At 59.2% G+C, this 26,159-nt stretch carries 29 protein-coding genes and 2 pseudogenes; 7 read left to right on the forward strand and 24 right to left on the reverse strand.

Annotated features, from left to right (window positions below):
• Window positions 1–28: 28 nt before the first annotated feature.
• From AC1RME_RS04565 to AC1RME_RS04615, 11 genes and pseudogenes are all read right to left on the reverse strand, one after another.
• Window positions 29–358 (reverse strand): annotated as a pseudogene (locus AC1RME_RS04565) (DUF4158 domain-containing protein); the annotation flags it as partial.
• A 3-nt stretch (window positions 359–361) separates the two neighbouring features.
• Window positions 362–601 (reverse strand): annotated as a pseudogene (locus AC1RME_RS04570) (helix-turn-helix domain-containing protein); the annotation flags it as partial.
• 55 nt (window positions 602–656) lie between these two features.
• Window positions 657–827: a hypothetical protein gene (locus AC1RME_RS04575; protein WP_255261948.1), complete on the reverse strand. Its 171-nt coding sequence runs from the start codon at window positions 825–827 to the stop codon at window positions 657–659.
• Window positions 828–1,082: 255 nt separating this feature from the next.
• A complete protein-coding gene (locus tag AC1RME_RS04580; protein ID WP_096821755.1) occupies window positions 1,083–2,603 on the reverse strand; it encodes an Lcl C-terminal domain-containing protein in 1,521 nt (506 codons plus the stop codon).
• A 474-nt stretch (window positions 2,604–3,077) separates the two neighbouring features.
• Window positions 3,078–3,977, reverse strand: coding sequence for a hypothetical protein (locus AC1RME_RS04585; RefSeq protein WP_493070504.1), 900 nt, complete (start codon window positions 3,975–3,977; stop codon window positions 3,078–3,080).
• Window positions 3,978–4,094: 117 nt separating this feature from the next.
• Complete coding sequence (locus AC1RME_RS04590; RefSeq protein ID WP_096821757.1) at window positions 4,095–4,532, reverse strand: hypothetical protein; 438 nt, start codon at window positions 4,530–4,532, stop codon at window positions 4,095–4,097.
• Between the two features lie 196 nt (window positions 4,533–4,728).
• Window positions 4,729–5,496 (reverse strand): phosphonate ABC transporter, permease protein PhnE, encoded by a 768-nt coding sequence (gene phnE / locus AC1RME_RS04595; protein ID WP_096821758.1) that lies wholly within the window; start codon window positions 5,494–5,496, stop codon window positions 4,729–4,731.
• The gene (locus tag AC1RME_RS04600; protein ID WP_096821759.1) at window positions 5,493–6,320 is read right to left on the reverse strand and encodes a PhnE/PtxC family ABC transporter permease; all 828 of its coding nucleotides are present in this window, start codon (window positions 6,318–6,320) and stop codon (window positions 5,493–5,495) included. Before AC1RME_RS04600 ends, phnE begins: the two co-directional genes overlap by 4 nt.
• Complete coding sequence (locus AC1RME_RS04605; RefSeq protein ID WP_096821760.1) at window positions 6,314–7,111, reverse strand: phosphonate ABC transporter ATP-binding protein; 798 nt, start codon at window positions 7,109–7,111, stop codon at window positions 6,314–6,316. Before AC1RME_RS04605 ends, AC1RME_RS04600 begins: the two co-directional genes overlap by 7 nt.
• Window positions 7,108–7,962, reverse strand: coding sequence for a putative selenate ABC transporter substrate-binding protein (locus tag AC1RME_RS04610; RefSeq protein WP_096821761.1), 855 nt, complete (start codon window positions 7,960–7,962; stop codon window positions 7,108–7,110). Before AC1RME_RS04610 ends, AC1RME_RS04605 begins: the two co-directional genes overlap by 4 nt.
• 100 nt (window positions 7,963–8,062) lie before the next feature.
• Window positions 8,063–8,959 (reverse strand): LysR family transcriptional regulator, encoded by an 897-nt coding sequence (locus AC1RME_RS04615; protein ID WP_096821762.1) that lies wholly within the window; start codon window positions 8,957–8,959, stop codon window positions 8,063–8,065.
• A 164-nt stretch (window positions 8,960–9,123) separates the two neighbouring features.
• Between AC1RME_RS04615 and AC1RME_RS04620 the strand changes: the two genes are divergently transcribed.
• Complete coding sequence (locus AC1RME_RS04620; protein WP_096821763.1) at window positions 9,124–9,873, forward strand: SDR family NAD(P)-dependent oxidoreductase; 750 nt, start codon at window positions 9,124–9,126, stop codon at window positions 9,871–9,873.
• Between the two features lie 10 nt (window positions 9,874–9,883).
• On the opposite strand, the gene AC1RME_RS04625 is transcribed toward AC1RME_RS04620, so the two are convergent.
• Complete coding sequence (locus tag AC1RME_RS04625) at window positions 9,884–10,546, reverse strand: paraquat-inducible protein A (protein WP_096821764.1); 663 nt, start codon at window positions 10,544–10,546, stop codon at window positions 9,884–9,886.
• A complete protein-coding gene (locus tag AC1RME_RS04630; RefSeq protein WP_096821765.1) occupies window positions 10,543–11,139 on the reverse strand; it encodes a paraquat-inducible protein A in 597 nt (198 codons plus the stop codon). The genes AC1RME_RS04625 and AC1RME_RS04630 overlap by 4 nt, the downstream gene beginning before the upstream one ends.
• A 176-nt stretch (window positions 11,140–11,315) precedes the next feature.
• On the opposite strand from AC1RME_RS04630, the gene AC1RME_RS04635 reads away from it, so the two are divergent.
• Window positions 11,316–12,002 (forward strand): alpha/beta hydrolase, encoded by a 687-nt coding sequence (locus tag AC1RME_RS04635; protein ID WP_493070515.1) that lies wholly within the window; start codon window positions 11,316–11,318, stop codon window positions 12,000–12,002.
• Between the two features lie 23 nt (window positions 12,003–12,025).
• On the opposite strand, the gene gstA is transcribed toward AC1RME_RS04635, so the two are convergent.
• The gene (gene gstA / locus AC1RME_RS04640) at window positions 12,026–12,637 is read right to left on the reverse strand and encodes a glutathione transferase GstA (RefSeq protein ID WP_096821767.1); all 612 of its coding nucleotides are present in this window, start codon (window positions 12,635–12,637) and stop codon (window positions 12,026–12,028) included.
• A 108-nt stretch (window positions 12,638–12,745) separates the two neighbouring features.
• Here gstA and AC1RME_RS04645 point away from each other — a divergent pair, with 108 nt between their 5' ends.
• The 3 genes from AC1RME_RS04645 to AC1RME_RS04655 all read left to right on the forward strand — a co-directional run bounded on the left by AC1RME_RS04645 (window position 12,746) and on the right by AC1RME_RS04655 (window position 15,044).
• Window positions 12,746–13,633 carry a transcriptional regulator GcvA gene (locus AC1RME_RS04645; RefSeq protein WP_096821768.1) on the forward strand — a complete coding sequence of 296 codons (888 nt, stop codon included), beginning with the start codon at window positions 12,746–12,748 and terminating at the stop codon, window positions 13,631–13,633.
• A gap of 131 nt (window positions 13,634–13,764) precedes the next feature.
• Window positions 13,765–14,187 carry a cupin domain-containing protein gene (locus tag AC1RME_RS04650; RefSeq protein WP_096821769.1) on the forward strand — a complete coding sequence of 141 codons (423 nt, stop codon included), beginning with the start codon at window positions 13,765–13,767 and terminating at the stop codon, window positions 14,185–14,187.
• Between the two features lie 212 nt (window positions 14,188–14,399).
• Window positions 14,400–15,044 (forward strand): hypothetical protein, encoded by a 645-nt coding sequence (locus AC1RME_RS04655; RefSeq protein WP_141401796.1) that lies wholly within the window; start codon window positions 14,400–14,402, stop codon window positions 15,042–15,044.
• A gap of 15 nt (window positions 15,045–15,059) precedes the next feature.
• Here AC1RME_RS04655 and AC1RME_RS04660 read toward each other — a convergent pair whose 3' ends face one another.
• From AC1RME_RS04660 to AC1RME_RS04670, 3 genes are all read right to left on the reverse strand, one after another.
• Window positions 15,060–15,434: a hypothetical protein gene (locus AC1RME_RS04660; RefSeq protein WP_096821771.1), complete on the reverse strand. Its 375-nt coding sequence runs from the start codon at window positions 15,432–15,434 to the stop codon at window positions 15,060–15,062.
• A gap of 5 nt (window positions 15,435–15,439) precedes the next feature.
• Window positions 15,440–15,883 (reverse strand): hypothetical protein, encoded by a 444-nt coding sequence (locus AC1RME_RS04665; protein WP_096821772.1) that lies wholly within the window; start codon window positions 15,881–15,883, stop codon window positions 15,440–15,442.
• A 120-nt stretch (window positions 15,884–16,003) separates the two neighbouring features.
• On the reverse strand, window positions 16,004–16,165 hold the full coding sequence (locus AC1RME_RS04670; RefSeq protein WP_176504878.1) for a hypothetical protein: 162 nt from the start codon (window positions 16,163–16,165) through the stop codon (window positions 16,004–16,006).
• Window positions 16,166–16,385: 220 nt separating this feature from the next.
• Here AC1RME_RS04670 and AC1RME_RS04675 point away from each other — a divergent pair, with 220 nt between their 5' ends.
• The gene (locus tag AC1RME_RS04675; RefSeq protein WP_096821773.1) at window positions 16,386–16,844 is read left to right on the forward strand and encodes a GNAT family N-acetyltransferase; all 459 of its coding nucleotides are present in this window, start codon (window positions 16,386–16,388) and stop codon (window positions 16,842–16,844) included.
• Window positions 16,845–16,936: 92 nt separating this feature from the next.
• On the opposite strand, the gene AC1RME_RS04680 is transcribed toward AC1RME_RS04675, so the two are convergent.
• Complete coding sequence (locus AC1RME_RS04680) at window positions 16,937–17,356, reverse strand: organic hydroperoxide resistance protein (RefSeq protein WP_096821774.1); 420 nt, start codon at window positions 17,354–17,356, stop codon at window positions 16,937–16,939.
• Between the two features lie 127 nt (window positions 17,357–17,483).
• Entirely contained in the window at window positions 17,484–18,101 is a 618-nt protein-coding gene (locus AC1RME_RS04685) for a LysE family translocator (protein WP_096821775.1), read from the reverse strand.
• A 66-nt stretch (window positions 18,102–18,167) separates the two neighbouring features.
• On the opposite strand from AC1RME_RS04685, the gene AC1RME_RS04690 reads away from it, so the two are divergent.
• Window positions 18,168–19,085 (forward strand): LysR family transcriptional regulator, encoded by a 918-nt coding sequence (locus tag AC1RME_RS04690; RefSeq protein WP_096821776.1) that lies wholly within the window; start codon window positions 18,168–18,170, stop codon window positions 19,083–19,085.
• 92 nt (window positions 19,086–19,177) lie between these two features.
• Here AC1RME_RS04690 and AC1RME_RS04695 read toward each other — a convergent pair whose 3' ends face one another.
• The 5 genes from AC1RME_RS04695 to AC1RME_RS04715 all read right to left on the reverse strand — a co-directional run bounded on the left by AC1RME_RS04695 (window position 19,178) and on the right by AC1RME_RS04715 (window position 26,033).
• Window positions 19,178–21,154: a caspase family protein gene (locus tag AC1RME_RS04695; RefSeq protein WP_096821777.1), complete on the reverse strand. Its 1,977-nt coding sequence runs from the start codon at window positions 21,152–21,154 to the stop codon at window positions 19,178–19,180.
• Window positions 21,147–21,923, reverse strand: a complete 777-nt coding sequence (locus AC1RME_RS04700; RefSeq protein WP_096821778.1) for a copper chaperone — start codon at window positions 21,921–21,923, stop codon at window positions 21,147–21,149. The genes AC1RME_RS04695 and AC1RME_RS04700 overlap by 8 nt, the downstream gene beginning before the upstream one ends.
• A gap of 11 nt (window positions 21,924–21,934) precedes the next feature.
• Complete coding sequence (locus AC1RME_RS04705; protein ID WP_096821779.1) at window positions 21,935–23,407, reverse strand: tyrosinase family protein; 1,473 nt, start codon at window positions 23,405–23,407, stop codon at window positions 21,935–21,937.
• 110 nt (window positions 23,408–23,517) lie between these two features.
• Complete coding sequence (locus tag AC1RME_RS04710; RefSeq protein WP_096821780.1) at window positions 23,518–25,698, reverse strand: multicopper oxidase family protein; 2,181 nt, start codon at window positions 25,696–25,698, stop codon at window positions 23,518–23,520.
• Window positions 25,699–25,802: 104 nt separating this feature from the next.
• Complete coding sequence (locus AC1RME_RS04715) at window positions 25,803–26,033, reverse strand: type 1 glutamine amidotransferase family protein (protein ID WP_096821781.1); 231 nt, start codon at window positions 26,031–26,033, stop codon at window positions 25,803–25,805.
• Window positions 26,034–26,159 lie beyond the last annotated feature (126 nt).

A 26,159-nucleotide genomic window follows, 5' to 3' on the forward strand; every position in this document is an offset into this window, starting at 1 on the left:
TTCGGCCAGAAGCGGAAATTCGTGACGTGTAGGTGCGCAGTTCCTGGGCGTGCTCTAGGCGGGTCACGTCGCGCTCGCCGTACTTCGCCCAGCTCGTCGGCTCGGCCTGGACCTGCTTGGCCACCCACTGGATCACCGATTCTGGGAGGTCCCTGTCGGTGCCCAGCGCATAGCCGGGGTAGCGCAGCAGGAAAAAATGCACCGCAAAGCCCAGGCGGTTGGCATCGCCACGCCGCTGGCGGATCAGCGACAGATCGGAGTCGTTGAAGGTGTAATAACGAATCAGGTCATCCTGACTCTCCGGCAGCGCAAGCAGGGTTTCCCGCTCCGTTGCCGAGAGGATCGAGCGACGCGGCATGGATCAGTCATCCGTGCGGAGGTACTGGTAGAGTATTTCCCGGCTGATGTTGAGCTCGCGGGCCAGTTGTGCCTTGGGCTCGCCGGCCGCCGCGCTGCGCCGCAGGGTAACAGCCTGCTCTCCGGACAGGGCTTTCTTGCGGCCTCGGTAGGCACCGCGTTGTTTGGCCAGGGCGATGCCCTCGCGTTGCCGTTCACGGATCAGGGCGCGCTCGAACTCGGCGAAGGCCCCCATCACCGGTAGTCGCCGGCGCCGTTGCGTGTGGCGATGCAAGTGCTGGTGCATAGCTGACGCCGTTTCACCAGTCCATCGGGTAATGCTCGATCCTGCAAGGGTGGCTGTTGCCGTCGCCTTTGCAGATGCCATCCAGGTATTGGTAACGCATCCTTACCCATTGGCCGGACGCAGGCCAGAGCTTACGCGGGATCGTACTTTGCCAGTCGGCGCTCTCCGGCTCGAAGGTGATCACCGTTCCTGTCTTCGGGCACTGAGCGTCTGCGGGGTCAGCCTTAACTGACGCCACACGGCCCTGGAGTTCGGCGTAGGGCTGCTTCCCCCTCGCGGTGATCTCTACTTCTAACTTACAGACCTGCCAGCTGGAAGCCTGCGTGGAGCTTGCCAAGATCGACGCCATAACCCCTACAACAGCTATGATAATGCTTTTCACGGATATTCTTGTGCCCATAGGAATATATGGAAACGCGTGGTCACTGGAAATCGCACTTCACTCACGTACAAGTCGGACCTCAAGGTTCAAAACGAGCGGCTCGCAGGTAGTGTTGCCGTCGCGCCACAACACCCAGACCCTGACCCATGAACTGCTGTCCCGCGTCTCGGAGCCACCGTTGCAGACGGTAGAAGTCCAATAGCCCTCGTGCAGCGGCGATGTTCCGGACGCCGGGAAATCGGCAGCGGGTATGTTCACTATATTGAACCAACGCTCTGCAAGGCTGTTGACTTCTTTGATGGTGGGCAGGCGCCAGCCCGGTTGCGCGCTGGCGTCTACTAAGGCTCGCAGGTAGCGGTAGCGAACAGGCATCCCGATGCAGCGCTGGCCGCTCCATACTTGAGGCTCCTGACAGCGGCGCCACACCAGGCCGGTGTGGCGGTCTTCAACCACACCGCCGGGCACGCCGCGTTCGTCGGCTACTGCGCGATAGCGCCCTGCCTCCGGAGCTTCGGGGCCGCGCACCAAGCGAACAAACAACGGCGCAGTGTCGCTTGTCATCCTGCGGTGGCACCTGTTGACAGATCCGGAGTCGAAGCTTACGCACCACATGCGGGTCATATCGGCAGGCTCGGAGGTCATGTAATTCCCCGACACGGTGTTGGGAAACCATTGCACATCGACGGCCGCCTCTGCGGGCCTTTTATCGGCCAGTACATTGATCAGTTCGTCCATACCGATCAAGCCCTGCAGCTCAGCCACCGTGGGCAGGCGCCAATCGGTAAAGCCGCACAACCGCATCGTATTCACCTGTGCCACATAAGCCATGGCGTCACCCGGCCGTCCATCGCCATAGTAAGAATAAGCGTCGGTATTGGCCCGGCTTCCTGGTGTCGGCTGGTTGTGCGGTCCGTAGGTATTGACCAGCGAGCTATAGCCCAGGTCGGGTGGGCCAATCGGCCTACGTATGAACGCAGGTCTGCCGCTATCTGGCTTGCCCTCCCAGACCAACCCGGACACCCGATCCCGCACGCACGAGCTCAAAGGTTGGCCAGCCACCGTCTCGTAGTCGGGACGGCCTGCACGCAACATGCCGTCCTGTTTTGGTACTAAGGTCAGCGGCCCAGAAGCTGTACACGATTGAGGCGCCGGAGTTTGGCCTTGCTGCCACCCCAGGCATACGCGCGCTCCGGTGGGCGGCACCCTCATTGTTATCTGTTCTGCGGTGCTTGCTGACGGCTGCGCAGCGGCAGACACTGCGCCCAGCCCAAGCATGAAGATCACTGTGGCTGCGACACGCACCACGGTCATCGCGCTGGATTTCTGTTCGGATCGAAGTCGATTCCGGAAAGCCACCACTCCGGAAGCACGAACCATGGCGCAGAGCGCTCGGGGCTTGGGACGGTACCGCGTACTGGCGAGATTGCTGCGGACTTGAAGGTCGGCCTCATGCATTGTACTTGCTCTTCCATCGGGCACATATGCTCGTGTAATGCCACCTGGGGCGCCATCGGGAGTATCCAGCAACTGCAAGCGCTTTTCTAGGTATCGTAAGCTCGAACAACTTCGATCATCCATTTTGAACACTATCCCTAGTCGATCGATTAGCAGAAAAGGGGGCTGATTTATTTTATAAGAAATAAATCAGCCCCCTTTTTCGAAAAAATGGCGAAACGTGCAATATATTCTTTTCTTAGTGGCTTCTGCATAAGTTTCTTCTTCTCTCTCCATGCTTATGATGTCGGCACCTACCTTTTACCTGGCAAAGTTTTTAATTGCGAATCAACATATGAAATAACCTTTTCAGGGCCCGCCACCGGAAAGACCGGTCGCTGTGAGGCAGGCATTTGGATAGAGGACTCGAACACACGACGCAAGATTCATCTCTGCACAACAAAGGCAGACCTGTATGGGCAGAAAAAACAAGGCATGGATGCCGTATGGGTGACGGCTCGTACGAATAAAATTGGCTCTTACATTATTGGTTATGCGTTTTTTCATAGTCAGCACATCAACGAAAGCTGACGCGGCTTTTCCCAGATCTAGAAATCTTTAAACCTGCCAGCCCTTATACGATTTTTTGTATTTCATTTTGTAGCCTGTCTTGAGTTGTTTTGATGATTCCTGTACTGACTTCGACAAGTCCGTACCAGAGCCTATGCGTTTGAAATGCCTGATATTATCCTCCATTTTTTTATTGACCATTTCCCAGTCGCCACTTTCTAACGCATCAATGCTAAAATCTCTCCGAACTAATGCAGCCAGTGCTTCCGAATATTCTCGTTGATAGAAGTCCCATGCCGTAAGAAACTTAGTCCGAACCGCAGGCTCTCTGTGCTCTCTCATTTGAGTATAAACATCTTTTAAGAATCGCACATCCCACGGAGTATTAATTGCGAAATATTCGTTGTATTCACCTCCCAGATTGATAGGCCACGCCTTAGGAGTGAGCGTGCTTAATGCTTGGAGTCCCTCGCAAAGAAAAACGAATGATAGTCCCGGAGAAAAATGTGCTGCTGGCTGTCGAAGACCAAGAACTCGACACTCATCTGAAATAAATAGCCCGAGAGATGGAATGCCTTTTTCAGCTTGGTACGCAGTAATGAGAGCGCTGCCAAAGAAGCAGTTGACATGTTTTCTTTCGTAGTGACTAAAGTCACCTTTAACAATAATAGCGCGAAAGAAAATATCCTGACCGACAAGCCGATGATGAAGGTCGCTAGCAATGTCGACGAGAGTCTGTATACAGTAATTTCTGTCTAGATCATTCGATACTGGAACATCGTTGTAGATAAGGATGGTATCTGAAAAAACGATAACTTTAAAATCAGATCGACTATGCACGTTTAGAGTATCAAGTATTTCATATACCCTAACTACTTTCCTAGGTTCCTTGCTGACCATTTCAGAAAACCCAAGGATGTCAATGTACAGCAGAAATCGATCAGTCATTCCATTGCTCGCTAGTTAAAAACTCTGAAATAGAGAACATAGATTTATTTTTTCCGGAAATAAATCTGTCCCATTTTTTCATTTTTGAGCTCGGCTTGTTTGCTTTGCCTGTCGAATTCACTCTGGAACCATGTGGAAATCCTTGTAGTAGGAATTCACGGTTGAAAGTCCGACCTTATAGAACTCGAGCGTTACGGCTGCTCTGCCAAGCTCTACCCAGAGTAGTTGTGCCTTTTGGATATCATTGAGCAGAGCCCAGCCTGCAAGGGTCTGCCTTGTTGAAACGATGACCGGAGGACGAGAGGTCTGATTCAGTATCCTGCCCATCCGAAGGACATTCATTTGCGTAGTTTTGTTTTGCGTAAAGCGGATGTAGCAATGTGCTGGCAGGTTTGTTCTATTTTGCGCTCCGGCAGCAAGGGCTGCCCGAGTATACAGAACAGCCAAGTCACTTTTGTCCGAGTGGAATACGGATTCTATTAACTCGCCGCCACACCGGACTAGGTTATCCACGTCACTGCTACTGAGGGACTCTACATAAAGCTCGCCAGCCATGCTTATCTCCTTGTCTACTGGAAAATAAATCTGTCCCATTTTTTACAGTCTGGCTGAAGTCTAGGACAGGTTTTACTTTTCGATGAACTCAATTATGAAACCTGGCGTGGTCATTCACAGCCGTCCACGACAGTCAGCTTCTGGCCGAAAGCGGACCTTGGCGAACTCCTGCGTTTACTCGGTTTTACTATCCAACTTACGCCTTAACCCACCGCCCCCGACTCCAAGCACTCAAAAAGTCGACCGCAAACACCAACCCCAACATCGCCAATATCACCGTCCCCGCCTGCGCCTCCTGAAACAAACTCAAGCTCACATACAACATCTGCCCCAACCCCCCAGCCCCGACAAACCCCAGCACACTCGCCATCCGAATATTGTTCTCCCACCGATACAAACAATACGCCAGCAACTGCGGCGCCAAATTCGGCAGCGTGCCGTAGCAGAACGCCAAAACCGGATTCCCCCCTTGCAACCGAATCGCCTCGGCCGGTTCCGGCGGCGTGTTTTCCAGAGCTTCAGCAAACAACCGCCCCAGTACGCCCGTGGTGTGCAGGGCCAGGGCCAGTGTCCCGGCATTCGGCCCAAGCCCGGCCGCAAGCACCATCAACGCAGCCCACACCAGTTCGGGAATGGCGCGCAGGGCATTGAGCAGCAGGCGGGCAACACTCTGAAAAAACCAGCCAAAGCGGCCAGCGGCGGGGAGCGCCAATAGCAGTCCCAGCACGGCAGCGAGGAGGGTGCCGAGGGCGGACATGGCGAGTGTTTCCATCGAGCCGCGAAGGATGGCGCTCAGGTAACCGGGGCTGAGGTCGGGGCTGAGAAAGCGGCCCACGTACGAGCCCATTTGTTTAAGGCTGGTAGCACTGCCGAGTTCTTCGAAGTCGAGGCCAAGGTAGGCGAATGACGCAATGACGGCGGCGACGATGGCGAGGATCAGCAACGGGTTGATCAGGCGTTTCATGCCAGCCTCCAGCGCAGCAGGCGGCTGAGTTGGTCGGCGCCGAGGACGAGGAGGAGGAAGGTCAGGAGCATGCTGGCGACTTCGCCGCCGGCGAACATGCGGATCGACAGGTCGATCTGTTGGCCGAGGCCGCCGGCGCCGACGAAGCCCATCACCACCGAGGCGCGGATGGCGCATTCCCAGCGGTAGACGGTGTAGGAGAGCAGTTCCGCCGCGACGTTGGGCAGTACGCCGTAGGCGAAACTGGCCAGGCGTCCGCTGCCGGCCTGGAGCAGGGCGTGGGCCGGGCGTTGGTCGGTGGATTCGAAGATTTCGGCGTAGACCTTGCCGAGCATGCCGCTGTAGGTGATCGCGATGGCCAGCACGCCTGCCGCCGGGCCGAGGCCGACGGCGCGTACGAACAGCAGCGCCCAGACGATTTCCGGCACGCTGCGCAGGAAGATCAGCAGTCCGCGCACCGGCCAGCGCAGCAGTCGGCCCAACAGGCTCGGGCGGCCGCTGCGGGAGGCGGCGGACAACGACAAGGCGCGGCTAGCAAGCAGGCTGGCCGGCACCGCCAACAACAGCGCCATGGCCATGCCGGCGGTGGCGATGGCCAGGGTTTGCAGGGTGGCTTTGAGCAGTAGTTGAAGAAAGTCCCGATCATGCTCCAGTGGCCAGAACGTCGAGACAAACCGGCCGATTTCGTTCTGATTGTCGGCACGCAACAGCACGCCCACATCCAGTTCGCTGAGCTGAATCCCCGGCCACAGCAAGGCAATCGCCAGCACGGTCAGCAGCAGCCGTGGCAGCGCGGCGGGGTCGCGGGTGTCGGCGCTCAGCATCGGGGAATCTGCACAACCAGCGGGGGTACGGTCGGCGCCGGGGATTGCAGTTGTTCGTTGGCGTAGAGGGTGTCGAGCATCTCGCGGCTGACCTGCGCGGACGGGCAGTCGAAGAGGATTTGCCCCTCGCGCAAACCGATGATGCGCGGGAAGTGCGCCAGCGCCAGTTCCACCGCGTGCAGGCTCGCCACCAGCGTGACGTTGTGCTCCCGGGCATGGCGCGACAGGATCGACAGCGTGTGCCCGGCCAGCACCGGGTCCATCGCCGAGACCGGTTCGTCGGCCAGCAACACTTCCGGTGCCTGATACAAAACACGGGCAATGCCGACGCGCTGCAATTGCCCGCCGGACAGTTGCTGGCATTGGCTGAAGAGTTTGTCCGCCAGATCCAGCCGCGCCAGTGCGGCGCGGGCGCCGGGCACGTCCAGCGGATGCAGCAGGTTGATCAGGCTTTTGCCCAGGCTCCATTGCCCAAGCTTGCCGGCCAGCACCGCCGTCACCACCCGTTGCCGGGGCGGCAGGGGCGGCGCCTGATGGATAAGGCCAATGCGCGCGCGCAGGCGTTGTCGCTGGTGGGCGGACAAGTGCCAGGCGCGCTCGCCGAGCACTTCGACTTCGCCGCTGCTGGGCCGAATGGCAGTCGCCAGCAGGTTCAGCAGACTTGATTTGCCGGCGCCGGACGGGCCGATGATCGCCACCTGTTCGCCGGCCTCGATCTGCAAATCCACGCCGCGCAGGGCTTCGACACCATGGGTGTGGCGCAGAAAACCCTGCCGGAGGCGCAAGGTCATTTCAGCAATTCGGCGGCGCGGGCGGCTTCCTCGATGCCTTTGTAGTTGTCCGGGCTGGTGGCGATGAAACGGCTGGCGGCTTGCAGGTCGAGGATTTTCTTCTGCTCGGGGTTGGCCGGGTCGAGGTCGAGGAAGGCCTGTTTGATCTTCGCTGCCAGCGCCGGGTCGAGGGTGCCGCGCACGGTCCAGTTGTAATCGAAGTAGGTCGGGGTGGTGGCAAAGACCTTGACCTTGTTGGTGTCGACCTTGCCGGCGTCCACCAGTTTCTGCCAGACGCTGGCGTTCAGCACACCGGCGTCGACCTTGCCGGCCTGCACCCAGGCGACGGTGGCGTCGTGGGCGCCGGAGTAGCCGACGCGGCTGAAATAGCTTTCCGGTTTGATGCCGTCCTTGAGCATGAAATAGCGCGGCATCAGGCTGCCGGACGTCGACGACACCGAACCGAAAGCGAAGGTTTTGCCTTTCAGGTCGGCGAGGCTTTTGACGCTCGGGTCGGCGGTGATGAATTTGCTGGTGAACTGCGCGTCCTGCTCGCGCTGAACCAAAGGAATGACTTTGGGATCACTTTTCAGCTGCGCCTGAACGAAGGTGAAACCGCCGAGCCACGCCATGTCGAGGCGGTTGGTGGCCAACGCTTCGACCACCGCCGGGTAGTCGGCCACCGGGACGAACTCGACTTTCATGCCCAGTTTCTGCTCCAGATAAGCCCCCAGCGGCTCGAACTTGCGCAGCAGCTCGGTCGGGGCTTCGTCGGGAATCGCGCTGACCTTCAACACATCCGCGGCGTGCGCCAGCACGGCGGACAGGGACAGGGCCAAACCAGCGGTCAGTGCCAGGGTTCGCTTGAGCATGGAGTTCTCCGTTTCGTGGTCGTCTGGATCGATGCGCGGGTGATGACATTCGTCATCGGGTGCAAAGTCAGGTTAGACGAAACGGCGCGATTGCGAGGGCTCAGTCCACTTGAGAAAAACGCTCCACCAGCCAATCGATGAACACCCGCACCCGATTGCTCAAATGCCGGTTCGGCGGATACAGCAAATGAAACGGGTACGCCGGCGGGCGCCAGTCCGTGAGGATCGGCACCAGTTCGCCGCGCTCGATGGCGGCCCTGACCGTGTAGCTGAAGGTGTGGATGATCCCCAGTCCCGCCAACCCGGCCGCCAGATGCGCGTTGCTCTCGTTGACGCTGACCAGGCCTTTGCCTTCGATCTGATGGCGTTCGCCGTTGCGCTGGAAGTTCGACGGCAGGATGCGCCCGGTGGAGGCCGAGCGGTAGGTGATCATCTGGTGGTTGGCCAACTCCTGCGGGTGGGTCGGTATGCCGTGGCGTTGCAGGTAGTCGGGCGTGGCGCAGGTGGTCCAGGACACTTCGCCGAGGCGGCGCACGGCCAGGGTTTGTTCGGTCAGCGGGCCGCCGCGAATCACGCAGTCGACGCGTTCGCTGATCATGTCCACCGGGCGGTCGCTGACGCCCAGATCAATCTGGATATCCGGGTAGCGCTCGAAGAACTTCGGCAACTCGGGGATCACCAGCATCGTCGCGGTCGAGCCGCCGATGTCCACGCGGATCTTGCCGCGCGGTAACCCCTGGGCCTGGCTGAAACCCTGATCGATGTCGTCCAGTTGATGCAGCAGTTGTTGCGTCAACTGATAGTAGGAAGCGCCGTCGGCCGTGACGGTGAGGCGGCGAGTGGTGCGTTGCAACAGGCGCACGCCGAGGTGGCTTTCCAGTTGCCCGATCAGTTTGCTGACGGTGGTTTTCGGCAGGTTCAGCGAGTCGGCGGCTTTGGTGAATGAGCCGCTTTCCACGACGCGGGCAAAGGTGCGGATCGCCATTAACTGATTCATCGGCTCGGGCTCGGAGGGGAAGGCAGGGCTGAGTATTGTGCATGTCTGTGCACAAACAAAACCGATTTGGCGGATTTTTCAATTCAATCCATCGGCCTAAAGTCGCTTTCAACGGCTCACCTACGACCCGTCACCATCCTCGAAACGGTTACTGGAGATTCATCATGAGCAACAGACTTGAAGGCAAAATCGCACTGATCACTGGCGGCACCACCGGCATCGGCCTGGCCTCGGCGCAGGAATTCGTCGCCCAGGGTGCCACCGTATTCATCACCGGTCGTCGTCAGGCGGAGCTGGACAAAGCGGTCGCCGCCATCGGCCCACGGGCCATCGGCATTCAGGGTGACGTGGCGAATCTGGACGATCTGGATCGCATCTACCGCGAAATCGCCGAGAAGGCCGGGCACCTCGACATCCTGTTCGCCAATGCCGGTGGCGGGGACATGCTGCCGCTGGGTTCGATCACCGAAGAGCACTTCGACCGGATTTTCGGCGCCAACGTGAAGGGCACGCTGTTCACGGTGCAGAAGGCTTTGCCGCTGTTGCGCGATGGCGCATCGATCCTGCTGACCTCATCGACCACTTCGGTGCAGGGCACGGAAAACTTCAGCGTCTACAGCGCGAGCAAAGCGGCGGTGCGCAACTTCGCCCGGTCGTGGTTGCTGGACTTGAAGCCCCGGCGCATCCGCGTCAACGCCATCAGCCCCGGCCCGGTGCGCACTCCAGGTCTGGCGGGGCTGGTGCCGGCGGAACACGCTCAAGGGTTGTTCGATCAACTGGCGTCTATCGTGCCGATCGGGCGTCTGGGTGAGCCGAGCGAAATCGCCAAGGCTGCGTTGTTCCTGGCGTCGGATGACAGCAGTTTCGTCAACGGCATCGAGTTGTTCGTTGACGGTGGCACCGCGCAGATCTGATCTGTGTCGGTCAATGCCCCGGCACTTGTTCAGTCGAGTGCTGGGGTTCGTCCGTTTCTTCGGCCGGCGCGTTATCCCAGATCAGACGCGGGTCGAAACTCATCGCCGAGAGCATGGTGAACACGACCACGAGGCCAAAGAACAGAATCCCCGGTCGCGGCTCGATATCCCCCAGCGCCTGGAACTTCACCAGCGCCGCCACCAGCGCGACCACCAGCACATCGAGCATTGACCAGTAGCCGATCAACTCGACGAATCGGTACAGCTTCGAGCGTTCCCGGCGCGCCCAGTGACTGTCCCGCTGCACGGTCACCAGCAGCAGCGTCAGCGCAACGAATTTCACCCCCGGCACCGCGATGCTGGCGATGAAGATGATCAAGGCAATGTCCCACGCGCCGTGTTCCCAGAACTCCAGCACGCCGCTCATGATGGTGCTGTCGGCGCCATTGCCGAGCAGCGTGGTGTTCATCACCGGCAGCAGATTCGCCGGCACGTAAAACGCCAGAGCGGCGAACATGTAGGCCCAGGTGCGGGCCAGCGAGTTGGTCTTGCGCCGGTGCAGCGGGGCGTCGCAGCGCGGGCATTGGTGGGGCTCGCCGGTCATGTCGCAGGCCAGTCCGCAACTGTGGCACAGGCAGATATTGAGTTCGTTGGCAGTCGGTGGCCGTTTCATAGGATGTCCCACAGTTCACGCACGTCGCGCCCGGCGATGCGGATCAGCAACAGGCTGAGCACGGCCAACGCAAACAGACCGATGCCGGGAATCACGTCGAGCATGCCCGCCAGTTTGAACACCGCGACCATGGCGCCGAGCAGACACACTTCGAGCATGCTCCACGGCCGCAATGTTTCCAGCCAGCGCATGCACACCTTGAAGGCCGGGCAACGGCGCGAGGCGAGGGCGAAGCTCAACACCCAGATCAACAACACCAGCTGAAAGGCCGGGGCGATGATGATCGAGATCGCCGCGACCATCGCCATGAAGGTGATCGGCCCCTGACTCAGCGCCAGCACCGAATCCCACAGGGTCGCGCTGTTTTTCAGGCCCTGCATGCTGATGCTCATCACCGGGTAGAAATTGGCGAACAACCACAGCATCGCCGCCGTGAAACTCAAGGCCAGCCGTTGTTCCACGGTCAGGCCGCTATAGCGCTGGAGCACGCCGCCGCAGCGCGAACACAGGGTTTTCTGATGTTTGGCGAGCGTGGCGTGTTCGTACACGCAGTCGCAATGCTCGCAGATGATCAGTCGATCGGTGCTGGCCATGGGCGCTCGAGGGGAGGAGGGTTTGAACCTCTTCAATATAGGCGCGATGGGGCATTCGACAACTGTCACATCCGGAAACGCGCCTTTGGTCTGGCCGGCAGACACGTCACCGGAACCGTTCCATACTCCTGTGCGCCATTGGTAAATCGACCTTCATCATCCGCAGGAGAAACGCCATGAGTGAAAAACCGACGATTGTGCTGGTGCACGGATTCTGGGGCGGTGCCGCGCACTGGGGCAAAGTCATTGTTGAGTTGACACGCAAGGGTTACAGCGCGATTCAGGCCGTGGAAATGCCACTGACCTCGCTGGCCGACGACGCCGAGCGCACCCGCAAAATGGTCGCTCAGGTGAGCGGGCCGGTGCTGTTGGTCGGGCACTCGTATGGTGGGGCGGTGATCACTCAGGCCGGCAATCAACCGAATGTGGTCGGGCTGGTATACATCGCCGCGTTCGCTCCGGATCAAGGCGAAAGCCCCGGCGGTATCACTCAGGAACATCTGCCTGCCGCCGCGCCGAATCTGGCGCCGGATAGCGACGGTTACCTCTGGCTCAAGGCCGACAAATTCCATGAAAGCTTCTGCCAGGACCTGCCGGCGGATGAGGCGCTGGTCATGGCCGTGACGCAGAAAGCGCCGCTGGCCAGCACCTTTGGCGATGTCATCAGTGATCCGGCGTGGAAGCACAAACCGTCCTGGTATCAGATTTCCAGTCAGGACCACATGATTCACCCGGACAACCAGAAGCGCATGTCCGCCCGGCTCAATGCGAAAAAAGTGATCACCCTCGACGCCAGCCACGCCTCGCTGGCCTCCCACGCTGCTGAAGTGGCGGCGCTGATCGATGAGGCCGCCAAGGCCTGACAACGACCACGCAACCGGGCGTTTCAGACCGGTTGCGTGGCATCTTCTTCCGCGATGGCCGCCCGCACGCTGGGCCGTTCGGCGATACGCGCCATGTAGTTCGCCAGCGCTGGCCAGTCTTCAATGGCGATACTGAATGTCGGCAGCCACTTCAACACCGTGAACAGATAGGCATCCGCCACGCCGAACGCCTGCATCAGGAAGGGCTGGGTCGCGAGGATGCGGTTCAGGTAATCCAGACGTTTGAACAGTTTGTGTTTGAAGATCGTTTTGGTGGATTCCGGGATTTCGCTGCTGAACAATGGCGCGCTACCCCCATGAATTTCCGAACTGATGAAGTTCAGGTATTCCTGCAGGCGCGAGCGCTCCCAGGTGCCATTGGCCGGGGCCAGCGTATGACCGGGCACGAGGTCGACGAGGTACTGCAAAATGGCCGGACCTTCGGTCAGCACCGCGCCGCTGTCCAGCGTCAGCGCCGCCACGTAGCCCTTCGGGTTGATCTCGCGAAAGTCCCGGCCATCGGCGGTGCGCTTGGTCTGGTTGTTGACCCGGATCAGTTCGAACGGCAAGTCCAGTTCTCGCAGCACGATGTGCGGGGATAGCGAACAGGTCATGGGCGCGAAGTACAGTTTCATGGGATCTCCTTCCTGGTGAAGGCTCAGAATCCACTACCGCTGCGCCGCTTCGCAAAGGACATCTGTGGTGCTAGCGTATGACAAAATCTCATGGACTGAAGAGGTCATATGCTCCCCCGACTGCCATCGCTCAACGGATTGCGCGCCTTCGAATGTGCGGCCCGCCATTTGAGTTTCACCCGCGCCGCCGAAGAACTGAACGTCACGCAAACCGCGATCAGCCATCAGATCCGCCGCCTCGAAGATGAACTCGGCGTGCGGCTGTTCATGCGCTCGAAGGATGGGTTGACGCTGACGGATGAAGGCAACGCTTATTTTCCCGGTGTTCGTTCGGCGTTTCTGGAGCTGCGCCATTCGACCGAGCGTTTGCAGGAGGCGAACAACCAAAGCGTCCTGACGATCAGTACCCTGGTTTCGGTGGCGTCCAAATGGTTGTTGCCGCGCCTGCCGTCGTTTCGCGAGGCGCATCCCGAGATCGATGTGCGGATCAGCGCGTTAACTCGACTGGTCGACTTTCGCAAGGTCGGCATCGACGCGGCGATCCGCTACGGCAAGGGCGAATGGCCTGGATTACGGGCTGACTGGTTGATGTCCGACGAGGTCTTTCCCGTGTGCAGCCCGCGACTGCTGACGGGCGAGAAACCTTTGAAGACGCCGGCGGACCTGGTTCATCACCCGTTGCTGCAAGTCAGCGGCCTGACCGCCAATGACTGGAACGACTGGCTGCACGCGGCAGGCCAGCCACCGCTCACGACCAAAGGCCCGCGTCTGACCTTCGATCTGGCCATGATGGCGGTGCAGACAGCGATTGACGGGCAGGGCGTGTGCATCGGGCGCTCGACCTACGTCGATGACGATTTGCGCGCCGGGAGACTGGTGGCGCCGTTTGATCTGCGGCTGAAGTCCGACTCGGGATTCTACTTCGTCACGCCCCATGAAAACGCGAATTCGAAAAAGGTCGTCGCCTTCAGGCAGTGGCTGTCGCAAGTGGTGTGAGTTGTATGCGCGTGTATCAATCCCGCGCTCGTACACAGTGAGGTAACAAGCGCCGGTATCGGGACACATTCCCGGTACATGCCATGCTCAAAGTAGAGGCGTCACTTCACTACTTCCGAGAGGGCAACACCATGCGCCGCACACTTCTGATGACCGCAGCCGCCGCACTCGTTTCACTGACCGGCCTCGCGTACGCGGCTGACACCCAACCCGCCGCCCCCGCGAAGAGCTGGCAACAAGGCCTGAGCCGCACGGATCTGGTCCGCCAGGATCTGGGCGCAGCGGAGCGCGAAGTGATTCAGGCCCGGGTGGATTTCGAGCCAGGTATCACCTCGCCCCGGCATGCGCATCCGGGCGTTGAAGTCGCCTACGTGATCAGCGGCACCTTCGAATACCAGCTCGAAGGCCGGGCACCGGTGACACTCAAGGCGGGAGACTCGCTGTTCATCCCGGAGGGCGTGGCGCATATCGCGAAGAACATCGGTAACGAAAAGGGTTCGGAGCTGGCGACTTACATTGTCAGGAAGGGCGAGCCGTTGCTGATTCTCAAGTGACAGCTTGATGGTAACTCGCCAAAACTGCACACAAGCGTTGATTTGACTTCAGTCCGGGCGCAACAAGAGCGACAAAGGCCTGCCACAATGGCAGGCCTTTTTTTTCACCGCAGATTCGTGTGCGATCGATCCCGGAAAGAGCCATCTGTCATGAAACCGTATAATCTCCTTTCCGGTTTTTCAGGTGATGGGCGCAACTCAAAGGACGAGTCATGAGCAGGATGCTGTGTATCACGTTGACAATTTCGATCATCACTTCATCGCTGACAGGTTGTGCTACGCCGTCGGTGCAACAACCGATCATTGGACCTCAAGTGCTGGGTTACACCCTGAATCAGCCACTGACCGAAGAAGAATTCAACGCGGTGACCAATACCGGAGACAAGTGGGGATTCGGGGGCTGGGTATATCAGCGTGATGACGGGCAGGGCGGTGTGTTGCGGGTGTACCTCGACAAGAATCATCGCCCCAAGGGTATTGAACGGATCAGCCAGACCTTTGACACCAAGGATGAATGCGAATCCGTATTCGCGGCTCAAACCGTCGAACTGAAGAAGCAAATGACGGCCTACAACATCGCGAACAGGCGGTCAGAAAATGCAGGGCGACGTGAGTATCTGCCGGGAGAGCGCCATGTCGAAGTGAGCGGGGGCGGCTGTCGGGATCGTCAAGGGGATCCGCGTGATGTTTACCGTTTTGACCTGCAGGTTCGTGAATCCATTGAAACAGCGGCACCGAAGCGAGGGCTGAGTGACAAGTTTCACGACGCCTACGGGAATGCGTGGATGACGGTGTTCGTGATTGTACTGCTGCCGTTTGTATTGATAGGCGCCGCCGTTGATGCCGCTACCGATTGATCGCCTGTACGACGCCTATTGCATGCCAGGACACTCATCGGCCCACCGTGTAACCGTCATCTCCTTGAATTGCTCTCCAATGGTGTCGACGCGCAGACAGGCGTCTTTCTTTGAGTAAAACAAGATGCAGCGCGAGCTATCAACAGAGCAGGTCTCTACCTCGAAGAGCTTGTGTGCAACCAGCTCTCGTTCCACACCACTCAATACATATCCGTCGGTGGAATGCATTCGCGTTGGCTTCCATCCTTGTTTGACGAGCCTGGCCCTGGCGGTCATCAGCGGCTCACCGACAGTGATGACTGCCGGCCCACCGCTGTCGGGTGAACCACCCGCAAACGCGGTGTGGGTGCCAATGCAATAAAGCGCGATGAGCGCAAGTGCACGCTTCATAGGCTTCAACCTGATTTAGAGTCCCAGCCAGTGACTTGGCCATTCTCGACAGTGATGCGAAGGCCATATCTGTTCGCACCTCGGTGTCGATACTTCCAGATATCTCGGGTTTTTGTTTTCAAGAATTTGTGATCGGTAGCGGCAGGCTGGCCAAGGGAGTCGATCAGTTGCTCGGAAGTTTGACCGATCCAGACTTTTCGTCCGAGGATGTTTTGAACGATATCTTCGCTCTGGTATTTGTCTCTCAGGTATTTCAGTCGTGCGCGCTTTTTAGACCAGCTATTGAGTATCAGCAGCAAAAGAACTCCGCCAACCACCAAAGCCGGGATCTGCCAGCCAATTGACTTGTTCATTCTGTCAAACAGGTAGATCGGCAGCCCGACAACGATTGCGAGCAGAAACAGCCACCCAGTCAACTCCTTCTCAGCCTTTGAGACTCGCTTCGCCATGTTCTTTCCCTGAAATCGGCAAGGTTGATAGCCGAAAGCTACTACTTTGAGTGTGCACGGCGTTACTGAGGATTCGTACAGGCCAGAAAAGCCCGGACCTGGCCGGGCTGGTGGAGGATTTCAGCGCGCATCCACCTCTTTCACATTCCCGGCCGATGCTCTTTGCCTGCGCCTCTTAAGCCAGCTGAAAAACGCATGCACCGGATGAAGAACGGCGGTCAGCACGCCAAGCAGCAGGATGATGAAGAGGATGATCAGCGGGACGCTTTCGTGCGAGAACATGGTGGGTTACTCCTGTAGTCACTATGTTGGAACCCGCAGACTAGACGCATCCGACGATGTTTTTGGTGAACGTATGTTCATCCTCGGGTGCTTCGATTGTGCTACGGCAAGGCTTGGGATCGGCTCCGGAATGGTCAGAAATTCAAAGGCCCGGCGTTGGCAACGAACGCCATCCATCGCATGCTGAACGTCTTATTCATCGTCACTGAAGAGGCATCCCTTGCAGACCCTTCGCCGTGCTCAATCCGAAGACGCCGCGCCCATCGCCGCGCTGGTCGATGAGGCCTACAGCCCCTACATCGCCCGAATCGGCCGCAAGCCCGCGCCCATGCTCGATGACTACGAGCAAGTGCTGCGCGAAACCGATACGTTCGTGCTGACCGACAACGAGGAGATCCTCGGTGTGCTGGTGATGAGCCGGGAAGGCCAGGAGCTGCTGCTGATCAACGTCGCGGTTTCGCCTCGGCACAAGGGCAAAGGTCTGGGCAAAGTGCTGATGTCGTTCTGTGAAGAGCATGCGTTGAGTGCCGGCTGCGAAGCGGTGCGGTTGTACACCCACGAGCGGATGACCGAGAACATCGCCATCTATGAAAAGCTCGGTTTTGTGGAAACCCATCGCGCCACCGAGGACGGATTTGCCCGGGTTTTCATGCGCAAGACGCTGGCCGGTTCTCGCTGATTGTCACGCCGGTATGCCGCACACGAGTGATGTAAAAAAAAGCCCAAAGCAGTGCTTCGGGCGTTTGAGGATGAAACCGGCGTAAACCTGTTTCAGATCAGGCGCAGGGTCACGTCGATATTGCCGCGAGTGGCCTTGGAGTACGGGCAGGTCTGGTGCGCGGCTTCCACCAGTGTCTGGGCGACCGAAGTTTCCAGCCCCGGCAGGCTGACATTCAGGCGTGCCTGAAGGAAGAATGCATCACCGGTCTTGCCCAGATCGATTTCGCTTTCCACCGCCACATCGGCCGGCAGTTTGATTTTCAACGCGGCAGCGGCTTTGCCCATGGCGCCGATGAAGCAGGCTGACCAACCGGCCGCCAGCAATTGCTCCGGGTTGGTGCCGCTGCCAGCGGAGCCGGGTGGTGACAGTTTGATGTCCAGGTTGCCGTCCGAACTGCGCGAGGCGCCATCGCGCCCGCCGGTGGTGCGGGTCTTGCCGGTGTACAGCACGGTGTCGATTTGATTGATCATGGGAATGCCTGCCTGAGTGAGTGATGGAGTCGGAAACGAAGGTTCCGATGGCCCACACTTTTGCATCGGCATGTACCCGGGATGTGTCGTGCAGCGGGGGTTTATGTATCGCTGTGTAGCGGTTGGATCATCCTGAGCGCTGAGAGAGGCTCAGCAATATCCCGAAGCTCACGAGCAGGCCGCCAAACGCTCGGTCAATCCACAGTCGTGCCGCCATCAGCTTCTCGCGCACCCTCCCGGCCGAGAAACACAGCGCGACCAGACTGAACCACACCACATGCGCCCCGGCGATGAACAGTCCATAGGCCAGTTGCACCGCCAGCCCCGTGTCCGGCCGGACGACACCCATGAACAGGCTCACGATGAAAATCGAGGTTTTGGGGTTCAGCGCGTTCGTGAGAAACCCCGTACGCAGCGCGGCCAGATCCGACAGGGCAGGTGGCGGCGCATCCTGCGGCTGAACATCGGGCCTTGAGCGAAGCATTTTGATGCCCAGATAGACGAGATACCCAGCCCCGGCCAGCTTCAGCGCATTGAACAACCAGGGCGTTTGTTGAAGCACCCATCCGAGCCCGAGCAGCGTATAGCCGACGTGAACCAGCACCCCCAGACCAATGCCCATCGCAGTGAGAACGCCTGCGCGTCGAGAGAGCAGCAAGCCGTTGCGAGAGACCATGGCGAAATCCGGCCCGGGGCTGATGCATGCCAGCAATGTAATGGTGATTACGGCTATCCATTCGCTCATGGTGGAACCTTGCGGTGGTTGGTGATAGAAAGCCATGTTTACAGATATCGTGCGCTGGAACTAACGATGATTTCTGAAGTAGATGGTGACTTTGAATCACTGAAATCCGAATCGAGAATGCCTTCTCTGCTGGCGCTGCGTTGCTTCGAATCTGCTGGCCGGCTTGAAAACTTCGCCCGTGCGGCTGATGAACTGCATCTGACACCCGGCGCCATCAGCCGGGCCGTGCGCCTGCTTGAAGAGGACCTGGGCGTTGACCTGTTCGAGCGGCGCAAGCGAAGGGTTTTCCTGACGGACGCTGGAAGACGACTGCTGACCGCGGTGAGTGAAGGGCTTGGGGTGATGAACCATGCCGTCCGCGAGATACGCAGCGAGGCACGCCGTGCGCGGCGGCTGGTCCTGTCCTGCGAGCCAACGCTGTTGATGCGGTGGCTGATCCCGCGCTGGAGTGAGTTCCAGGCACAACATCGTGGCCCGGACATCCATCTGGTGGCCGGCGGTGGTCTCTTTTCCTTTGAGCAGGGGATAGACCTGGCCATTCGGCGAGACGATTTTCCCCGTCCGTCCGGTTACCACGCCGAGAGGTTATTTGCCGAGAAGGTCGGGCCTGTCTGTCGACCGGAAAGGGTCGGCCAATGGTTCGATGAAAGCGGCAAATGTCTCCGCGCCACGGCCCCTCTACTGCAAACGAGCAGCCGACCCACCGCCTGGCAGGAATGGGCCGCCGCAACAGGGCAGCCGGTTCCGGCGACGCAGATGCAGTCCTTCGAACACTTCTATTTCAGTATTCAGGCAGCGGTTGCTGGTCTTGGAGTGGCCATGGGGCCGTGGCACCTGGTTCGCGACGATATCCAGAGCGGCGTATTGGTCGCGCCATCCGGGTTTGTTGAAGACGGCTCGCATTATTGCTTGCTGTCGCCCACACCTCCCAAGCCGGGCAGCCTGGAAACGGATTTGCTGGAATGGTTGCGGGCGGTGGGTTGAGGCGGTGACGGATTCACCTCTGAGCCCTGTCAGTTCTCAGGTCAGAGGTGATCCGATCGAGCGAGGTTGTGAGACATGTGACCGTCCGCCGATCAACCCGGCAGCAGGCCCCAGTCCTTTGCCAGTTGTTGTGCAGAGTCCGGAGGCAACGCTGTCGAGCCGCTGCGGCGAACATTCGCTGCATGACCCGCAAGCCCTTCGACAAGCACGGCCCATTCCGGCCGAGGATCGTTGACATAATCCCAGCCAAGTCCAAGCCATGGGCATCGGCCGCCAATACGGGCTTCCACGGCAGGCGTTGCCTGGGTGGCGTAGTCAGGGAGTGATGGCGTGTTCTGTCGCGACTCGCGTGCCTTCACCGCTGGCACACTCAGCCGTAGATTGCCCTGTTCGTCTCGTGACACCTGCATCGCCCCGAGCAGGGCGATGTCATAGGGTACGGCCTGGCCTTGGGTGACGTAGAAGTAAGCCATGCGACGGATGTTGTCGTAGTCGGCCACCGCTCGATAGAGATAGGCGCAGATGACGCCCAGCATCGGGTCGGCATGTTTTTCGTGCCGCAGGTCGGCGGCCAGTCGGTCAAGACTGTCGACTTGCAGTCGGCCTGCCACGAAGTCGTCAATGGCCTGCAAGGCAACCTGGTACCGATCGGGAGAACCTTGAACCCCATAGGCCTGGAAAACGTTTCCTCCGGTGCTGGAGGTGACCACCGAGTACAAACCGTCATAAGGCACAACCGGGGTAAACTGCCCGTCGCTCAGTTCCACCAGAACAGGGGTGCCGTTGGCATCGGGATCAACGTGAAACTCAATGGAATGGGATTTGATCCCTAGCTGCTTGATCCGACTGCCGGACAGGGTTTTCACCTTATTGCCCCAAACGATCAGGTTTGCGCTGCCAATCTGTTCGATCTGCTCCAGTCGGTTTCGAACCTCTCCGGCGGCGGCTTCGGATTCAAGTTGTTGAACCAGCGCCTTGATCTTTTGCTGCTTGCCGGGAATCCGGACTACGGCCTCGCGCAGTTCAGCCAGGCTCTTCAGTAACTCTTTGCTGTCCACCGGTATTGGAATGGCATGACTGAGCGGAGCCGTCAGGTTGAAACGTTTGAGCCCGAAATTCTTGCCGAGCATGCGATCCCGGAAAGTACCGTCGATCTGTACCCGTTCAAGGATGTGGTCGGCGGAATCCGGTACGCCCACTGCTGCCTCTGCGCCCAGTTTCGCCACATTGTTTCCGGCAGGCCAGGGTTGCAGATCGGCAGGGCCTTGCAGTGGAATAGTCGTGTCGTAAAGCACCACCGATTCGGGATCGACCTGGCATTGAGGATTGAGCTTGAGATGATATTCGCTGGCACGCTCGGTAGTGAGCGTGCGAACGCATTTACCCAGCGTCGAGGTGGTAATCACCCCGTCTTCGATCGCAGTCGGCTCCTGCCCCCAGAGCACATCCGCGACAACCCCGGAAAACACACACTTTCCCGGCGCCGCTGCTGCCGGATCATGGACCATGTAGCCGAGCTGTCCGTCCTGGCAGGATGCGAGGCGATCGAATCGAGGGCTATCCACTTGAGTGCCCTGGACTACGATCCCGCGTACACCATCAAGCCGCATCAACTCCAGACCCTGGGGCGCTTCGCGGCAGGCATCGCTGATGAGTGTGATGCGCTTGATGCCGTGCAGCAGTAATTCTGCATAGAAAGAGTCAGCCACGACTCGGTACTTCAGCTGCAACGAGTCGCTGAACAGCCAGGAAATCGAACCGAAATTCGCATCGGTCAGTCCATGCCCGCAAAATGCCAGGATCAGTTGGTCAACGACGTCGGCACCTGCGGGAAACAACTCATCGACAGCTTTTTGTACCCGTTCACGCGTGACTGGAATCACTTGGCCGCGGATGTCACCGTCGTCGACGACTCTTACATTGTCAGCACCGAAACCCGAGCGCAGGGCCCATTCACCCATTGAGCGGGCGGCGAAAATGGCGCCGTCCAGATATGCGAAACTCAGAGGCGGGTTTGCAACAGTCGTTACAGTACTCACTCCAATTGCCAGACATGCACGCCTAACCATGACGACGCTCCTTGTTGGGTTTGGTGAGGAGGGTGTAAAGGTGAACAGGAGAAAAAAACAGCGGCCAGTACCCGCGCCGAGGACCCGGAGGCGTGAGCCGTTCAGCCAGCATGATGGCGCCCGCCAGCAGCATCACCGGAATGTGCCAGGCCCCGCTGATCAGCGGCACCAACATCCATGCCCAGCACGACACAATGCAAAACAGGCCGTGGGTCATGCCGAAGGCCAGACAGTCCCTGTCAGCGGTCCAGCCGAACAGACCGATTCGCCGCGGTTGATGGCCACGAATCAGTGCCGCGCGGTGCCACGGCCCCATACGCCATAGCAGGGCGATGAGGATTGCCACGACCAGCGCGCTTTTTCCCGCAGTGATCTGCAGCAGCAACGCCAGGGCCGACAGAAGCGGGCCGATGGCCATCCATAGCGCGCAGTAGCCGAGCAGAAACATGACTGACGCCCGTATTCGCCTGTTGGGCAGGCTGGAACGCCAGACATGCATGAGCGGCATCGCCAACAGGGGCGGCATCATGGCCAGCAGCATCAGGAACCAACCCGCCAGGATTCGGTGAAGTGGGTTCAATGCCAGCTCCGCTTGCAGCGCAGCGGGCCAACTGGTGATGATCGATAGCCCATTTACCGCCACACAGAAGGCCGGGCCTTCGGCACTCACATCGTTGTAAAGGGACAGCGCCAGGCCGAGCCCCGCCGTGGCCAACAGCAATGGCCAGGGAGCGTAGGTGAAGCTGCGTAGAACCAGGCCTGGTCGCATGACGTCGACCCTCAGCTCACGACACCACTTCGCTTGAGAACGCTGATGCGTTCGACCGTCACGGGTTTGGCATCCGAGATCTGTTCTCCCGGCACCAGCGTCACTCGCAGATGATCCAGGTCGAAGTCTCCGGCGTCTGTCAGCCGCTGGGCGAGATCGGTGATGTCGATGGTATAGCCCAACCCGGTGCCGGCGTGGGGCCCGTTCTGTCTTGAAGCGACGTTGAGTCCGAAGAGTGTCAGGTTGCCGGCCAGTCGGTCGGGATTGAGTGCCGGGTCGGCGCCTTCGGGCAGGTTGACGTAAACCTGCAGGAGAGGTGATGGCGCGGAGCCGCGCACTGACTCCAGGGAAAGATAGAGCCGGGCCACTTCCTTGCCCGGTGCTGTCGCGCCCATGGTGGCGACGCTCTTGGCGGTGGCCGTCGGTTCGAGGTCGATGTGGGTGTCTACCGCTGTGCCCCCGACCTTGACCACTGAAGTGTTGGCGCCGATTGGCAGAACGGTTTGGTTACCGGGCGAACCCATATTGACCCGTGCCACTGCATGAACTCCCGGCGTTACACCCGTGCCTGTGATCAAATCATCATAGGGCCGATAATACTTGCCACCTTTCAACGTGTCCTTGCTGGTAAAGGTTACTCCAGGTGCGTTGTCGCCGGGAGCTGGCATGATGAAGCTACGATTTACCGGGCCATTGGACCACAGCGGATTGTGAACCATCGTCTTGCCCGGCGTGTTCATCCACGCCTCCCAGAGCCGGTCGATGTTGCAATGATGCAGCCAGAAAATCGGGTCGAGGCCCGCCAGATCGGCATCGGCCATGAATCCCCCAATGAGACGGTGAACCGTGTTGTGGGGATTGCTCTCCAGGTCGCCGGTTTTTCTGGCGAAATGAGCGAAATCGCCCATGACTCCGCCACCGAATCCAATTGTTCCGTCGTTGCCCACGACAAAATCGTTTTCATCCATCGCATCGAGACTGAACCCATCCCCGTCACCCGGCTGCAATTCAGTGATCCCGGGGGTACGAGGGTATTTGTTCAGAGGGTTCGGGCTACCATCGGGCAATGTTTTTGCCACAAAGGCATCTGGCAGATACCGTGCTTGCGGGTTATTGCTGTTGAGGTAGTTCCAATAGGGAAGGGCCCAGTCGTCGCCGGTCAGCTCTTTTACTTTGGCTGCGACGATCGACTCGAACGCAAACAGATAAGCGCGGTGCCAGGAAAGGAAGTACCAGCTGCCATGCTGACACTGAGCGCCAAATGTGTCGTTGGTCCAATCCGTCGGAATCGGCTCAGTCGCCGTGATGAGGTTCTCGTCGATCCATGTCTGGGGCTCGAACCCGTGGATGGCACCAAGGAATTTCCAGCTATTGCGATCCATTATCGGCAATGCGTCCAGCGCTCGCATGGCCAGTGCGTAGTTCAGTAATGTCTTGTTCCATCCAGAACCCAGTGTTGCAACATCCTGGCGAGAAGCGGTCATGATCCTTTGCTCCATTTCTGTTAGGTGATGTCTGCCCAACGTCAGCGCCGGCCCTCATCACGTAGGGTCTGGCGCCAGGGCCCAGCAGCCTTGCTCTGTTTGCAGCAACATCAATGTGAATGAGTGCCCGACGGTTGATTCGCTGCGTGCTTCATGCCGGCCATGCCGATGCCGCCGCCGGCGGCATTGAGGTCCGGGACGATCCGGATGTTGGTCATCATGCCGCCGTCTTCGTGGTCGAGGATGTGGCAGTGGATGACGAACTCACCGATGTAGCGGTCGTAGTGAGTGCGCACCAGCACCTGATAGTCGTTCTGCACGAAAAGGGTGTCCTTGAATTCATGCCACATTCCGCAGTACTGGTTTTGCAGTCCCAGTTCGTCGGCCGGCACCAGGCATTCGCCGTTGGGGCCGTAGATGCTTTTGGGCTTCTCGCCGGGCTTGGCGTACAGCACATCCATCACTTGGAACGGGTTGACGTGAATGTGAAAGATGTGGGGTTCGCCCTGGGAGGTCAGCACCCAGTCATCGGTGGTGTTGACCTGGCGGGTGAAGTCGACCCGGTCCGGGTCATAGGATTTGTAGTTGATGAAAAAACCGAACGCGCCCGTCCATGGTTCTCCCGGTTTCGACGGTGGGGTCGCAGGAGGTGAGGGCGGGAATGGCGGATTGCCGATGAAGAAGTCGACCTTCTGAATGTCATCGTTGACCACGGCATCCTTGAGGTCGTCCATCCCGCGCCACGGCTTCAGGTTGCCGGTCAGCAGTCCTTGCAGGGCCTCGGCGGGCAGCGATGAGTCTGATTTGTTGCCGTCGTAGAGCGCTTGCTGGATATAACGCTGCGGGTCGTCGGTGACGACTTTTCCACCAGTGACGATGACCGTCGCCAGCAATTGGGTTTCGTTCGGTCCCTGGCCGCCGGGGCCACCATGAGGCCCGGCGTTGGCGCGTTCTGCTGGCGTTGCCGCCTGGTTCAGCACGCAGTAGGTGCCGTCACGGGGGAACATCAGCAGCACATCACTGCGATAGCCGGGTTGCAGAAAGTTGCTGCCGATGCCGCCGCTGATGCTTTTCTTGTTCACGCCTATGGGGCGGATCGCCGTGCGCGTGATTCCGTCGGCGGCAATTTCGAATTGCGGGACAAGCTCGACCGGTTTGCTGGAGTCGGGCACCGTCACCGGGCACAGGTCGGCGATGATCGATTCCTGTTCCTTTGGCGTGCCGCCGAGCACACCCTTGAGGGCGAGACTCGCTTTGGGACTGGCCGTGTTCATGGGCACGATCTGCAGGTTCACGGTGTCGTGGATGCCGCCGTGAATAAAGCGCCAGCGTTGGATCTCGCCCGCAGCGATGCCTTGCAGTGTCGGTTGCACCACGCCGTTGATGCTGGTGAATCGACCGCTCTCGTCCCAGACCGTGGCCGAAGCGAGCTGCTTGTCGAAATTCTCCACCACGCCAGTCTTGCCGCTGGGGCACGTCCAGGTGTGATCCTTTTGCGTGATGATGGTGCCGTCGTCGTTGAAACAGGCGTAGGGAATCTGCTGGAACAGAAAAACCTGTTCGGTAAACGGCTTCCCGGTTGCGTCCTTGAGGATGGTGTCGATGTCGCCCTGTTTGTCGCCGGTGTAAGGGCGGTCGCCGCGCACAATCAAGGCGCCGGCCGCGCCGCTGGCCACCTGCAGCGCGGTGGAACCATGCCGGTGCGCGTGATACCAGAAAGTGCCGGATGGGTGATCGGTGGGGATGTTGATCTCGTATTCGAATTTTGTTTGCGGCGCGATGTTCAATAGCACGTTGTCACTGTTGCCCGCTGGCGAAACGTGCATCCCGTGATAGTGCAGGTTGATCGTGTTGAAGCAGCCGGGGTCACCGTTCGCCGGGTCCTGTCCACCTGGACAGCTGGGGTCGTTTTTATCCAGTTGATTGTCCAGATGCACCCGCAGGGTGTTGCCGGGCCTAACGTCGATGAGCGGCCCCGACAGACAGCCGCCATACGAACGCAGCATCACTTTGTCCTTGGCACCATCGGGATTGCCCGGGTTGTACATGTAGTTTTCGCGTTTCTGCACTTGCAGGTTGAGTTCCACGGTTTGCCCGTCGCGGGTGATATCGCCCGCCGGATTGCAACCCGTTTGCGCAACGGCCAGTTCGGTGGCTTTGAGTGTGCCGGGCCGGCCCTTTTCAAGAAGCCTGGGCGGTGACAGGAAAGGCTGCGCCGCCAGGTCGGCGAGCGCTGCGTGGGAGGCTGTACACATCATCAATCCGGCCAGAACCCTGTGAAGCGAAGCCATGTTGTGCTCCCTGCGTCGTTGCGCGCGTGTCTGCGACAGCCTCGATGGCCGCGTGTCCCTTGATCAACTGAACAACTTGAAAAGTGTTGGCTGCACGCTCGCTGTCAGGAGGGGGCTGTGCGTTTGAGCACGCTGACGATGGTCATGCCGTCACCGGTGGCAATGGCTGGTCCATCAAGGGAATTCAACTGAACGGGGCGGGGTGAGGTGGCGGGATCGTGCTGCGATTCAACCGGAGCCATGCAGTTGAATGGCTGGTAGGGAACACTGACGTCGAGCAGATCCACGCCATCGTAGACCGCGATTGCGATCAGGTATTGTCCTGGTGCAGGCATGACTCCCTCCTGGGGAACACCGCGGCGACCGCAATGGCGTCGTCAGGTGCATAGCGTCTTGCTAATCAGCGTTGCGAGGCCCGGACAGCAAAACCGGAGGTTCAGCCGCTTAAGGCCAATGGCCAG

Source organism: Pseudomonas sp. GW822-FHT03F08 (genome assembly GCF_058801265.1).